The organism is Hymenobacter gelipurpurascens (assembly GCF_900187375.1).
Lineage (GTDB): Bacteria > Bacteroidota > Bacteroidia > Cytophagales > Hymenobacteraceae > Hymenobacter > Hymenobacter gelipurpurascens.
Genome location: NZ_FYEW01000001.1, coordinates 718205 through 731204, shown reverse-complemented (window position 1 = coordinate 731204; position 13000 = coordinate 718205). Strand labels below are relative to the sequence as shown.

At 56.1% G+C, this 13000-nt stretch carries 10 protein-coding genes; 6 read left to right on the top strand and 4 right to left on the bottom strand.

The window, feature by feature from the left end; genetic code table 11:
* The first annotated feature begins 267 nt into the window (after nucleotides 1-267).
* The 3 genes from CFT68_RS02965 to mtaB are packed head-to-tail and all read left to right on the top strand — an operon-like array spanning nucleotide 268 to nucleotide 3891.
* The gene (locus CFT68_RS02965) at nucleotides 268-2121 is read left to right on the top strand and encodes an LTA synthase family protein (protein ID WP_141106412.1); all 1854 of its coding nucleotides are present in this window, start codon (nucleotides 268-270) and stop codon (nucleotides 2119-2121) included.
* A 4-nt stretch (nucleotides 2122-2125) separates the two neighbouring features.
* Nucleotides 2126-2494 (top strand): hypothetical protein, encoded by a 369-nt coding sequence (locus tag CFT68_RS02960; RefSeq protein WP_088841930.1) that lies wholly within the window; start codon nucleotides 2126-2128, stop codon nucleotides 2492-2494.
* 56 nt (nucleotides 2495-2550) lie between these two features.
* Nucleotides 2551-3891: a tRNA (N(6)-L-threonylcarbamoyladenosine(37)-C(2))-methylthiotransferase MtaB gene (gene mtaB, locus CFT68_RS02955; protein ID WP_088841929.1), complete on the top strand. Its 1341-nt coding sequence runs from the start codon at nucleotides 2551-2553 to the stop codon at nucleotides 3889-3891.
* A gap of 126 nt (nucleotides 3892-4017) precedes the next feature.
* On the opposite strand, the gene CFT68_RS02950 is transcribed toward mtaB, so the two are convergent.
* Nucleotides 4018-4683: a hypothetical protein gene (locus CFT68_RS02950; protein ID WP_141106411.1), complete on the bottom strand. Its 666-nt coding sequence runs from the start codon at nucleotides 4681-4683 to the stop codon at nucleotides 4018-4020.
* A gap of 1020 nt (nucleotides 4684-5703) precedes the next feature.
* The gene (locus CFT68_RS02945) at nucleotides 5704-6942 is read right to left on the bottom strand and encodes an ABC transporter permease (protein WP_088841927.1); all 1239 of its coding nucleotides are present in this window, start codon (nucleotides 6940-6942) and stop codon (nucleotides 5704-5706) included.
* Between the two features lie 229 nt (nucleotides 6943-7171).
* Between CFT68_RS02945 and CFT68_RS02940 the strand changes: the two genes are divergently transcribed.
* Nucleotides 7172-8449 (top strand): asparagine synthetase B, encoded by a 1278-nt coding sequence (locus tag CFT68_RS02940; protein WP_088841926.1) that lies wholly within the window; start codon nucleotides 7172-7174, stop codon nucleotides 8447-8449.
* 63 nt (nucleotides 8450-8512) lie between these two features.
* Here CFT68_RS02940 and CFT68_RS02935 read toward each other — a convergent pair whose 3' ends face one another.
* On the bottom strand, nucleotides 8513-8989 hold the full coding sequence (locus tag CFT68_RS02935; RefSeq protein WP_141106410.1) for a hypothetical protein: 477 nt from the start codon (nucleotides 8987-8989) through the stop codon (nucleotides 8513-8515).
* Nucleotides 8990-9249: 260 nt separating this feature from the next.
* Between CFT68_RS02935 and CFT68_RS02930 the strand changes: the two genes are divergently transcribed.
* Nucleotides 9250-11112 carry a glycoside hydrolase family 2 protein gene (locus CFT68_RS02930; protein WP_088841924.1) on the top strand — a complete coding sequence of 621 codons (1863 nt, stop codon included), beginning with the start codon at nucleotides 9250-9252 and terminating at the stop codon, nucleotides 11110-11112.
* 64 nt (nucleotides 11113-11176) lie between these two features.
* A complete protein-coding gene (locus tag CFT68_RS02925; RefSeq protein ID WP_088841923.1) occupies nucleotides 11177-12313 on the top strand; it encodes a glycoside hydrolase family 53 protein in 1137 nt (378 codons plus the stop codon).
* 16 nt (nucleotides 12314-12329) lie between these two features.
* Here CFT68_RS02925 and miaE read toward each other — a convergent pair whose 3' ends face one another.
* Nucleotides 12330-12938, bottom strand: a complete 609-nt coding sequence (gene miaE, locus CFT68_RS02920) for a tRNA-(ms[2]io[6]A)-hydroxylase (RefSeq protein WP_088841922.1) — start codon at nucleotides 12936-12938, stop codon at nucleotides 12330-12332.
* Nucleotides 12939-13000: the final 62 nt, after the last annotated feature.

Genomic DNA, 13000 nt, shown 5'->3' with positions numbered 1-13000 from the left:
ATATTTTCGACGGTACTTCTATCAAAATATTGTCTTTAACTACTGAAACCTCCTAATCAAGAGAACTTACAAGCGTTTGTAAGTCCTTTGCAGGACAGAAGCAAGGTTTCTGGGCGCTGTCAGGCGCATCTTTTGAGAAAAGAGATGATTTTGCAGGCCTCTCCTATTATATAACAGGCCTACAGCCGTTGGCCTAGCGCGACACAACTCCCCTAAACTGCTCCAACAGGAAGCAACCCCTTCGTTGGTTGCGTTACCTTTGTCCTTGTGAGAACCCGCTTCGCGTTTCAGCCACGGTATTTTTTGTTTTGGCTGACGTATTTCGTGGCCGCAAAGGCCGTATTTCTACTCTACCATTTTGCGAAAACAGGCGCCCTAGCAGCTGGCACGGTTCCGCGCATTTTTGGCTATGGCTTGCGGCTCGATGTTTCGGCCACTGCCTACTTGTGTCTGCCTCCCTTTATTCTATTTATACTGGGCAGCCTGCTACCCCGCTTTCCGCTCGACCGGCTGATTCGCTTCTTTACGGCCGTATTGGGTATTGTGGTGGCTTGCTTCACGGTGGCCGACCTGGAGTTATACCGCGTCTGGGGCTTCCGGCTCGATGCCACGCCCCTGCAGTATCTGGCTACGCCCAACGAAATGGCAGCTTCTGCGGAAGGCGCGCCGGTGCTGTTGCTGCTGGCGCTGTTGTTAGGCCTGTTGGTGCTGGGCTGGATACTTTATCAGAAGCTGGTAGGCCACCTGCCGGCGTTACCGGAGGGCTTCGGTCGCGGCCGGGCGGCGCTGGCAGGCTTCCTCTACATCCTGCTGCTACTATTGCCCATGCGGGGCGGCACTCAGCAGATTCCGGTGAACCAGAGCGACGTGTACTTTTCCAGCCAGCCTTTCGCTAACCACGCCGCCGTGAATATAGCCTGGAACGTGACCAATTCGCTGCTGCTGCAAAACAATGGCCCGAACCCCTATCAGTTCCTCCCCGATTCTACGGCCCAGCGCCTGGTGGCAGGCCTGTATGCACCTGCACCCGATACCACACAGCTGCTGCGCACGCCGCGGCCCAATGTGCTGTTCATCATTCTGGAAAGCTTCACGGGCAAGCTGGTAGGCCACCTCGGCGGCGAAAAGGGTGTCACGCCAACTCTGGATAGCCTGGCCCGCACGGATGTGAGCTTCCGCCACTTGTATGCCGCCGGCGACCGAAGCCAGAAAGGCTTGGTTGCCTTGCTTTCCGGCTATCCGAATCAGCCGGCCACCAGCATAATTAAGTATCCGCGCAAAACCGAGCAGCTTCCTCACCTGGCGCGTGTGCTGAAAGGCGCGGGGTATAGTACAGCCTATTATCATGGCGGCGAGCTGGCCTTTGCCAACATGAAAAGCTACCTCGTCACGGCCGGCTATGAGCGTTTCACGGAGCGCGCCGACTTTGCACCAGCCGACCAGAACTCCAAATGGGGCGCCCACGATCATGTGGTGCTGAACCGCATGCTGCGCGAGTTACCCCAGCAGCGGCAGCCGTTTTTCGTGACGGCCTTTACGCTTAGCAGCCACGAGCCCTTCGATGTACCTATGAAACCCCGCTTTCGGGGTGCTGATGAAGCCAGCCGTTTCCGCAACTCCATGTACTACACAGATCATGTGCTAGGCCAGTTCTTGGCCCAGGCCAAGCTGCAGCCGTGGTGGCAAAAGACGCTGGTAGTGCTCGTAGCCGACCACGGCCATCATCAGCCCGGCGATACGCCCAATGAGGCGCCGGCGAAATTCAAGATTCCGCTGCTCCTGACCGGCGGCGCGCTAAGGCCATCGGCGCGAGGCGTCGTGGTTGAGAACTACGGCAGCCAGACCGATGTGGCCGCCACGCTTCTGCAGCAGCTCCAGCTTCCGCGGACAGGTTTTGTCTGGAGCCGAGACCTGCTGGCTCCTGCGCCCGCTGCCTGGCCTGGCGGGGTTGCGTTTTACTGCTTTACCGATGGGTTTGGGGTGATGACTCCCGTTGGAGGCATCACGTATGATAATGTAGCGCGCCAGGTCATCGAAAAAGACCGACGGGTGCCCAAGTCGCAACTTCAGCTTGGACAGGCCTACGAGCAGGCTTCATTTGATGACTTCCTGAAAAAGTAGCGTAATGACGACTGAGTTGCCCGAGTTGCTTTTCGTGTATAATGCCGACGCCGGGCTGGTAAATGGCCTGCTCGATACGCTTCACAAAACCTTCTCGCCCGCCACCTATGCCTGCTCGCTGTGCGCTGTCACGTACGGGGCCACCGCCATGCGCCCGCAGTGGCGCGAGTTTATCAACGAGCTTCCGGCCCGCGCTATCTTCCGCCACCGCAACGAACTGCTGGAGGAGTTTCCGCAGCTGGCAAATCAGCCACTGCCCGCTGTTTTTCGCCGAGCCAGGGGCCTGGAGTGGGAACCGTTCCTGACGGCTACAGAGTTAAAGGCTGCTCGAGAGCTACCACAGCTTATGCAGCTGGTAACAGACCGGCTCTAGGCCACTCCCGCACCGCCACGATACGGCGTAACTGTCGTATCTTTGCCGCCTTGCTTATGGAAACCAGGAAAGTTGCTTTTTATACGTTGGGCTGCAAGCTCAATTTCTCCGAAACCTCGGCCATTGGCCGGCAGTTTGAGGAGCACGGCTTCGAGAAAGCGGCCTTTGAAGATGCCGCCGATATTTACGTTATCAATACGTGCTCCGTCACGGACCACGCCGACCGCAAGTGCCGTAAGGTGGTGAAGGAAGCGCTGAAGCATAATCCAGAGGCTTTCGTGGCCATTGTGGGCTGCTATGCCCAGCTGAAGCCGCAGGAAATTGCCGAAATACCAGGGGTGCACGCCGTGCTGGGAGCGGCCGAGAAATTTCAGCTGGTAGAAACCTTGGCGGGCTTCCAGAAACCGGCCGCCGGGCAGCCGGGCCGGGTGTTTGCCTCGCCTATTTCAGAGGCTACGGAGTTCCATGCGGCCCATAGCTACGGCGACCGAACCCGCACTTTCCTGAAGGTGCAGGATGGCTGCGACTACTCCTGCACTTTTTGCACCATACCGCTGGCCCGCGGCAACAGCCGCTCCGATTCCGTGCAGAGCGTGGTAGAGCGCGTGCAGAAGCTGGCCGAAACTGGCGTAAAGGAAATTGTGCTGACGGGCGTAAATCTCGGCGACTTCGGCCTGCAGGGTCCGGAACGTGAGCGGCGCGAGAATTTCTATGACCTGGTACAGGCCCTCGATGAGGTAGAAGGCATTGAGCGTTTCCGCATCAGCTCGTGTGAGCCTAACCTGTTATCGGATGAAATAATCCGCTTCGTGGCGCGCTCTAAGCGTTTTATGCCGCACTTTCATATTCCGCTGCAATCGGGCTCCAACAAGATTCTGGGTCTCATGCGCCGCCGCTACCGTCGCGAGCTGTATGTGGAACGCGTACGCCTCATTAAGGAAGTAATGCCGCACGCCTGCATCGGGGTAGATGTCATCGTAGGCTTTCCCGGCGAAACGGAGGCTGATTTCCTGGAAACGTATCAGTTCCTGAATGAGCTGGACGTAAGCTACCTCCACGTATTCCCCTACTCGGAGCGCGAAAACACGCTGGCACCTACCCTTCCCGGTCGTGTGCAGGACCGCCACCGCCACGAGCGCACCACCCAGTTGCGGAGCCTCTCCGAGAAGAAGAAACGACATTTCTACGAGCAGCACGTAGGCCTGGAAACAGCCGTGCTGTTCGAGGACGACGTGACCAACGGCCAGATGGAAGGCTTCACGCCCAACTATATCCGGGTAACGGCCAAATACGACCCACTCCTGGTGGGCGAACTGAAGCGCCTGCGCCTCACCGCCGTGAACCCGCAAAACCTGATGGAAGCGGAAGAAGTTGGGATAGAAGTATTTCAGCACTAAGACATAATAGCCTAGAAAACGACCAAGAGCAGCACGCCCCGATCCAGATAATGGAATCGGGGCGTGCTGCTCTTGGTCGTTTGGGGAAGCAGGTAGCAATCTACCCTGACCTCGTAGGCCAGTAGTTTAGCGCGTAAGCTGCCGCTGCATAAGATCCATCATTTGCTGCATCAGGCGCTGCTGGTCCTGCAAGTGCTGATTGCGTAGCTCAGCGAGTGCCAGTTGATGGGCCATCTGCTGCGTGTACAACGCCGCCTGCCAACTCGAATCCGCTGGAGCTGAAACAGGCGCTACCATAGGGCTGCCAGTTGCTACTGCAGTAGTAGGCAATACTGCCGCAGGCTCAGGAACAGCAGTTGGCATTTGCGCCACAGCTGGTGCTACGGCTGGCTCCTGGAGAGGCCTAGGTACTTCTGCTGCTGCAACTATGGGTTCTGAGGAAGTCCTATCTGCCGGCGTATTCAGTTGAGGCGTAGGAGTATTTTCGGTTACATTTCCTGCTTGGGCTACGGCAGCGGCAGTTGCCCGAGTCTCTTTTTCAGATTCAGGCGAGTCACTCACGTCGTCCGTTAGCATAGGACCTATACCCTGCAACAACCAATCTTTAGATACATTTGGATATACATCAAAAACCTTGCACAAAAGGTCAAATCCCGGCTTATTCCTCTCATCGACAAGATGTTGGATGACCGTGGCGGTTTTATCAAGAGAAGCCGCGAAGGCATTTTTCGATATGCCCAAATGAGAAATTAACTTTAAAAACCTCTGCCCTACTGTCTCAGTATGGTCCATGCCCAAATGGTTATTAGTCGAATGCATTGCAATATACACCCAAATGGTCAAACAACTCTAATTCTTTGTAAGCGCCATTTGTAGAGAAGAAATAGCGCTCTACTTCTTCCCTTGCCAACTGCTTGACTTGCGTGGTGTCATCAGGGAAAATAAAAAAGCATCTCTGAGCTATAGTACTGCTAGCGATTCAACTACGCTAGTACAGGACTATCCGTATTCACTTGGGTTTTCCTGGGGCTTAGGTTGATAATCTTGCACCAGCAGTCAACTTATATCAGGATATACGTCTGCATCTGTAGCGCATGTAATACCACAGCTCAATTCAGTCAGTTGCCAACTCTTTGGTAGATCTTGACGCCAGCAGGTGTAACATGCTGTTTTCAGATCTGCATAGATTAAAACTGGTGTTCCTTCACAGTAGAGTAAAAAAGGAGCAGTAGAGTCCGTATTGTCAGGGGCAATAGGCTTGCATGCGGTTTCAGATGGGATGACACTAAGTGTTTCGCAGCGCGTTTTTGACATCTATCTGACAGGCTTCTTACCTAGCATTCTCTTCTACTATACGCCAGACGCTTCCGTACCCCTCCCCTGCTTTTGGCTATCCAGGCCATTGCTTTGAAGCTTTTTCGACAAGTAGAAACACTACTCGAAAGGCATAAATAGGCCTAGCCACATTTGGTCCTGGAGGCCTTACGGTGCCCAATGAGAAGACGTTACTGGATCAACTTTGTGTTCACTTAACTTGAGAATTCACCTCAACCAGGCAGGCTACTTTTGCTGCCTTCGTCTATTTATCGCTGTGCATATTTCGGCCGTGTAACGCTCACGCCATCCGCGTTGCCGTTAGCGAAGTGGCGACAAGTTTTAAATGGCTACGACGGCGGCAAAAGAGAGGAGCTGCCTGGTATTTAAACCAAACAGCTCCTTTGTATTCTTTTCAGCGAAGGGCCTAAACGAAGCCCCTTATCCTTGGCGAATCGCGGAAGCCTAGGTGGCCAATGGGTAGTCTGGCCTAGGCCACTACTCGTAGCGCAACGACTCGATGGGGTCGAGGCCGGCAGCTTTGCTGGCGGGGTAATAGCCGGAAATCAGGCCTACCGTGACGCAAATAACCAGGCCAATAATCATCCAGAGCCACGGCACAATGAAGGCACCGCTGCCTACCAGCGCCGACACGCCATTGCCCATGCCTACGCCCAGCACAATGCCCAGTGTGCCCCCCATCATGCAAATCACAATGGCCTCAATCAGGAACTGCTGCCGGATTTGGAGCGACGTGGCGCCAAGCGCTTTCCGGATACCTATCTCGCGGGTGCGCTCCGTAACCGACACCATCATGATGTTCATGAGGGCAATGCTGGCGCCCAGCAGCGTGATGAAGCCCACCAGAAAACCACCCATTTTCAGGTTGCCGGAAAGAGAGTCGAGCTTGCCCGCCAACGAGTCGCTGCGCTCTACCTCGAAGCTATCCTCCTGGCCTAGGGCATCGTGCCGCACGGAGCGCATGATACCGGTAGCCTCGCCCGTGATGTAGTTCAACATGGCTGGGTCGAGCGTGGCCGTTTTGATATCGTAGGTGAGGGCGCGCTGGCGGGGCATCTGGTTGCCGGTTTCCAGCGGAATAAGTACGAGCCGGTCGGCACCGCCGCCGCCCATCGTGCTGCCGCTTTTTTCCAACTGGCCTACCACCAAAAAGCGGCGGCCCAGCATATAGATATACTTATCGAGCGGGCTTTGCTTAGGAAAAAGCTTGTCTTTGATTTCGCTGCCGACAATGGCGACGTTGGTGCCATTCTCCAGCTCTGCGGCCGAAAAAGAACGACCCGCGCCCAAGTTATAGCTCTGGATAAGCAGGTAGTTTTCGTCGCCGGCCACCACTTGCATATTGGGATTGGTTTTTTCGCCGCCCGCCTTCACTTCTACGGCACCCGCAATGAAGGTGGAGACGCCCACCTTGGCCTCATTGGCTACCTGTTGCTTGTACTGCTTGGCCTGCAGATAGGTAAGCGGCGGATAGGTTTTCTGCTGTACACCACCGCGCCGGGAGCGGTTGTTATAGCCCTTGGCCTTGATTTCAAAGGAGTTGGCCCCGAGGCTGGCAAATGTCTGGTTCAGCGAAGCTTTGATGGCATCAATAGCCGTGAGGATACCCACCAGCGACATGATGCCGATGCTCACGATAAGGGCGGTCAGGACGGTACGCAGCAGATTGCTGTTTATGGAACGAAACGCTTCTTTGATGTTTTCCAGCAAATGCATAGCGACGGCAACAAGCAAATGAAACCAAATTCGACCCGGCACAACCAGTTCGGCGGAGCCGTAGGGCAGCAAGGGCTAGTCCCGCAAGGTAGCCGGTTTGCGCTAAACTCCCAGCCCGTTTCGTTACCTTTAAATTAAGGTGTGGCTTTCCTCTTTATAGCCCCGCTTTATTTGGTGGCGCCCCCGCTCTGCGCAACGCGGCTACCCCTACTGCTCACCCTCATTCCGTATGTCTATATCTCGTCTTTTTGCTCTGTTTCTGCTGCTGGCCAGCATTTTCGGGCAACCGGCAGCCGCCTGGGCCAATCATATTCTCATCCCGATGGATGGGAGCCAGAAGGAACATCTGAAAGCTTACGGAGTGGCCTACTGGCTGCTGGGCAAGCAGGTGGAAGTGGATTGGCTGCTGAACTACAAAGGAGGCTCCTTTGCCTGCAATGTGGTGCAAGGCGCTGAAAATGAGCTGGCCGTACGCGGCATCACGTACCAAGTGATCAGCGAAGCCCAGTACACGGGCATCCTCTCCGAAATAGCCGATGCCAACGCCAACATGGATGTGATGAAGCTGGAGAAAGTGCCAAAGATTGCGGTATACACGCCTAAAGGCAAGCAGCCCTGGGACGACGCCGTGACCATGGTACTGGCCTACGCCGAAATTCCCTATACCCAGATTTATGACGACGAAGTGCTGCGCGGCGACCTGCCTAAATACGACTGGCTGCACCTCCACCACGAAGATTTCACGGGAGAGTACGGCAAGTTTTTTCGCAACTACCGCTACCGCCCCTGGTACCAGCAGCAGCAGCGCGACGCCGAAGCTACAGCCAAGCGCAACGGCTTCGGGAAAGTGAGCCAGATGAAAGGAGCCGTGACGGTGAAAATGCAGGAGTTTATTGCGGGCGGCGGCTTCATGTTTGCCATGTGCTCGGCCACCGACTCCTACGATATTGCCCTGGCAGGCCTAGGCGTAGATATGGTGGCGGAAATGTACGACGGCGACCCCGCCGACCCCCAGGCCCAGCAGAAGCTCAACTTCAACCGGACCCTGGCTTTCCAGAACTTCCAGCTGGAGCGCGACCCGCTGGAGTACGAGTACTCCAATATTGACATGCAGCCCGCCGAGCGCGGCGTGTACGAAGACAACGATTACTTCCAGCTCTTCAACTTTTCGGCCAAGTACGACCCCGTACCTACCATGCTCACCCAGAACCACGAGCGGACCATCAAGGGCTTCATGGGCCAGACCACGGCCTTCCGCAAGCCATTGATAAAGCCCGATGTGGTAATTATGGGCGAGAATAAGGCCTCGGGCGAAGTGCGCTACATGCACGGCACGCTGGGCAAAGGCACCTGGACCTTCTATGGCGGCCACGACCCCGAGGACTACCAGCACCTTGTAGAGGAAGAGCCCACCGACCTGGCGCTGCACCCCAACTCCCCTGGTTACCGCCTCATCCTGAACAACATCCTGTTCCCGGCGGCCAAAAAGAAAAAGCAGAAAACCTAGGCCACTCAAGTGGCCTAGAAGCTTCACAAAAAAGGCCCGACTGCAGACAGCCGGGCCTTTTTGTTATTTCGGAAGCCGCAGGATCTGGCGGGGCAGCTCCGGCAGCTGGGCGGTTTTATCGGGGTCGGTTTCCATAGTCAGCTGCAGCATAACGGGCTGGCCTTTGGCAATGCCGTACGCTATCAGTTCGTAGGCCATGCCCGATTCTGTGGGGTAGCTCACCCGGAAGCCTTTAGCAGGCTGATCCATGATAAAGCACTCCAGGGGCTGGCGCTCCGTGTGCTTATGCTTCTTCTCAATCTGGCGCACAAACTGCTCTGGAAAGTCCTGCATCATCTTATAATCCAGGTACATCCACGTCAGGCGGTAGCCCTGGCAGTTCACCTGATACTTTGACTCCGAAGTACAGGTGTTCGGCGCCGACAAGTCGACTCCGCAGAAGTTAACGGTGTTGACGGGTGTAGCTGCCTGGCCTACAGCCAGTAGCGGTGCAACCAGAAAGCTTGCGAGTAAAACTTGTTGCAGTAGGAGTCTTTTCATGTGGAGCGGTGTAAAGCAGGAAAGCTAATATAAGAATGGCTAGGTGGTTTATAATTTTTTACAATAAAATATTCCTATCGTCCACCGATTATACTCTGGGCGTCCCTGAGTATGTGGGGAATTCAACTCGCGGGTTATCCAATTGCGCCGCACCTACGTTAGTAGCTTTACTTGGCCTATCGGGCACTTCAACTGCTGGTATTATTCCAGTAGGCCCATTTTGCCCGGTCTCTCTGATCCTGCTACGCATTCGTTTCTGCATGAACGCCGACCATCCTAACTATAGTCTCTCTACCAGCACGACCGAAATCGTGCAACCTGCTGAGCCTATCTCCAACCCACTGCCGCGCGCTGTCTTGCGCATGAACAACTACCTGCTGCTGGACGGCGAATGGCGGTTTGCGCTTGATCTGGAAGATGTAGGTATTGCGCAAAACTGGGCGCTAGGCTACTCCTACGAGCAAACGGCCCAATGGCCCGGTTCCGTGGAAGAGCACATGGCCGAGGCAAAAGGGTTCAGTGGGCCTTCTCTTTGGAATGACAAGGTGGTAGCCTGGTACGAGCGGGAGTTTACGCTTCCGGCCCGCGACGAAAAAGAAACCGGCTCTATGCTCCAGATTACGTTTGGCGCATGCGGCTACGAAACCCGCGTGTGGCTGAACGGCATTCAGCTCAGCACTATTGAAGGCGAAGAGGTGCATTATGGAGAGTACACCTCCTTCACTTATGAGCTACCGGAAGAGCTACTGAAGCCCACTAACCGCCTCACCGTCCGGATTGCCGACACGATGGATGCCGAAACGCCCCGCGGCAAACAGGAGTCGCACGTGTACAAGCGCGGCGGCATCTGGTACCAGACCTACACGGGCGCCGTCCGGAGTGTGTGGCTGGAAATGGTGGAGCGCAACCGACTCCGCTCGCGCGTGGGCGTGGTCAGCATTGTGGAAGACCAACTCGTGCGCTTCAACCTAACCATGCGCATTCATGACGCCGGGGCGTACACGGTGCGCATTCGGGTGTTTGAACGCTCAGCGCCGGCCTCTTCGGCGCCCATTGCTACATCCGATTTTCCGCTACAGCTTCCCGTCGGGCAAAGTCGTCAGCGCGTGGTGCTGGAAGTGCCAGGGGCCCAGCTATGGTCGCCGGATGCTCCCAATCTGTACCGCCTCGATGCCAGCCTAATCGACGCCAACGGCTACGAAGCGAAAATAGAAGCCCATTTTGGCTTGCGCAAGATTGAAGCCCGGGGCCGTTTCGTGTATCTAAACAACGAGCCTACCTATTTGGATGGCATTCTGTATCAGCCCGGTACGGCTACGTTTGAGGAAACCCAGCGGCACATGTACGCCATGAAAGAGCTGGGTTGCAACCTGGTGCGCGTGCATATTGCCGGCGTAGACCCGCGTATCTATAACCTGGCCGATGAGCTAGGCCTATTGCTCTGGGTAGAGGTACCGAGTCCGCACAGCTCCACCGCCCGCAGCCGCGCCAACCACCGCGCCGAGCTGCTGCGCATGGTCGAGCTGATTGAAACGCACCCTTCCGTGGTTATCTGGAGCCTCTATAATGAGGACTGGGGCGCCCAGGACATTGCCACCAACAAGGAAACGCGCCAGTACATAGTGGATATGTACCACTACATGCAGATCAAGTATCCGCAGTTTCTGGTGGTTGATAACGATGGCTGGCATCACATTTCCTGGGAAGGTCGCCTGAAATCAGACCTGCTCACGGCTCACCTGTACACCCCCGACCTAAACCGCTGGAAGGAACTACTTGACCGCCTGACGCACGGTGAAATGGAAGGCACCGCAGCCTTTCCATTGGTCGTGGGCGACCCATTCTTCTACCGCCGCCAGGTGCCATTGCTGGTGAGCGAATGGGGCGGCTTCGGCTTCCCCGACTATGGCGGACCGCAGGATGCGGAATCCCGTGCCAACAACATCCGGGCCTTCAAGCAGGAGCTCCGCCAGCGCGATATTGCCGGCGACGTGTACACCCAGGCCACCAATATTGAGGATGAGCGCAACGGCCTCCTCGATTTTCATACCGGCGAGCTAAGCGTACCGGCTGGCCTACTGAACTCCAGGCAGATACCAAATCCGGAGAAACCGACAGCCTAGGCCACTGTACTGCCTATCTTGCGGGTAGAAAACAGATCCTTTCTGGGCCCAGGGGCCGCTTAATATGCAATATTCTTTCGTGGCGCAGGTACGTACTGTGGCATTCCTAGTGCTCAGTAGTGGCCTGATAATGGGCTGCGGCAAGGATTCTCCCTCTGTGCCACAGCCCGTACAGGAGCCAGCGCTGGCCCCCATCCTTTACCGAGGTGTAGACCTTTCCTTCTCGCCGCAGCTGGAAGCTGCTGGCAGTAAGTTCACGGACGCGGCCAGCCAACCGGCTCCAACACTTGCTATTTTTCAGCAGCAGGGTGCCAATCTGGTGCGTCTGCGGCTCTGGCACACTCCCCCCGATGGCCACAGTGGCCTACCGGAAGTAGTAGCCTATGCCAAACGCGTAAAACAGGCAGGCGCCAAACTGCTACTCGATATTCATTACGCTGACTCCTGGGCCGACCCCAGCCAGCAACCAACGCCCAAGGCCTGGCAGGGCCTCAGCGCTACCGTGCTTCAGGATAGCGTATATCGGTACACGCGGCGCGTGCTACAGGTATTGCAAAAAGCGCAAGCCTCCCCTGATCTGGTCCAGATCGGGAATGAGATTAACAGCGGCATGCTCTGGCCCCAGGGAAAGCTCAACAACGAAACCAGCTGGCCCGCCTTCGCGGCGCTACTCAATAGCGGCCTTTCGGCGGTAGCGGATGAGGACCCGCAGCATACTATCCGGACGGTGCTGCACTACGCGGGCACGGCCGATGCTGCTTACTTTTTCGGGCACCTGCAGCAGTACAACGTCCGCTACGATGTGCAAGGCATTTCCTACTACCCGTTATACCACGGGCGCACCTTCGAAGAAATGGAGCAGCGCCTCAACAGCCTGATTGTGCAGTTTGATAAGGACGTGCTGGTGGTAGAAACGGCCTATCCTTTCACGCTGCAGTGGAAAGACAACACCAACAACATCATCGGCGACGCCGGCCAGCTCATGCCCGGCTATGCGGCTACTCCTGAGGGCCAGCGGGCCTTTCTGCTGGAGCTGCGCCGCCGCGTGGCGGGCCTGCGCAATAAGCGCGGTATCGGCTTTTGCTACTGGGCTCCTGATTGGGTAGCAGCATCAGGTACTACCGGCTCCAGTTGGGAAAACCAGGCGCTGTTCGATTTCACGAACAAGGCGCAACCTGCCCTAGAGGCCTACAAACCCTGAGCAGCCTCCTCAGAGGTTAATGCATCCGGTCGTCGCGGACGGGCAGGTTAGTTACGATTTCACCTTCGATCTTCAGCAGCTCCTGCAGGCGTACTTCCACCACTTTTGGGTCGCAGTATTCCTTGGCCAAGTCCACGTAGCTCACGAAATGACCCGCTTCCGAGACCATCAACTCGTAGTAGAATTTCGATAGCTCGGGGTCAGGAATATGCTTCCACAAAAGCTTGAACCTTTCGCAGCTACGAGCCTCTATCAAAGCACTTACCAGCAACTGATCCATTAGCTGCCGCTCGCGGGCACCGCCCTTGCGTACGTGGGCCATTAGCTGCACCACGTACTCATCGCGGCGCGGGCGGCCCAGCTCGTGGCCACGCTTGCGCAGCTCCAGCAGCACCCGCTCGAAGTGGGCCCACTCCTCCGCTACCAGCATGGTTAGCTCATCTACCAGCCGGGTTTTTTCGGGGTATTTCACGATGAGGCTGATTCCGGTGCTGGCGGCCTTCTGCTCGCAGTAAGCGTGGTCAACCAGAATATCTTCGATGTTCTTGCTGGCAATATCTACCCACCGCGGATCGGTGTTGAGCTTGAGCTTTAGGATGGTCTTTTCTTTTCCTTCGGTTTCCATGACGGGCAAAGCGACTTATTAAATGGCGACGGAGGCCAGCCAACTGCTTTCGTAACAACTCA

Excerpts from the sequence above, each read along its gene's own strand:
- CFT68_RS02930 (WP_088841924.1), top strand. The coding sequence starts at position 9,250 with ATGAACGCCGACCATCCTAACTATAGTCTCTCTACCAGCACGACCGAA.
- CFT68_RS02960 (WP_088841930.1), top strand. The coding sequence starts at position 2,126 with ATGACGACTGAGTTGCCCGAGTTGCTTTTCGTGTATAATGCCGACGCC.
- CFT68_RS02925 (WP_088841923.1), top strand. The coding sequence starts at position 11,177 with ATGCAATATTCTTTCGTGGCGCAGGTACGTACTGTGGCATTCCTAGTG.
- CFT68_RS02940 (WP_088841926.1), top strand. The coding sequence starts at position 7,172 with ATGTCTATATCTCGTCTTTTTGCTCTGTTTCTGCTGCTGGCCAGCATT.
- mtaB (WP_088841929.1), top strand. The coding sequence starts at position 2,551 with ATGGAAACCAGGAAAGTTGCTTTTTATACGTTGGGCTGCAAGCTCAAT.
- CFT68_RS02945 (WP_088841927.1), bottom strand. The coding sequence starts at position 6,942 with ATGCATTTGCTGGAAAACATCAAAGAAGCGTTTCGTTCCATAAACAGC.
- CFT68_RS02935 (WP_141106410.1), bottom strand. The coding sequence starts at position 8,989 with ATGAAAAGACTCCTACTGCAACAAGTTTTACTCGCAAGCTTTCTGGTT.
- CFT68_RS02950 (WP_141106411.1), bottom strand. The coding sequence starts at position 4,683 with ATGGACCATACTGAGACAGTAGGGCAGAGGTTTTTAAAGTTAATTTCT.
- miaE (WP_088841922.1), bottom strand. The coding sequence starts at position 12,938 with ATGGAAACCGAAGGAAAAGAAAAGACCATCCTAAAGCTCAAGCTCAAC.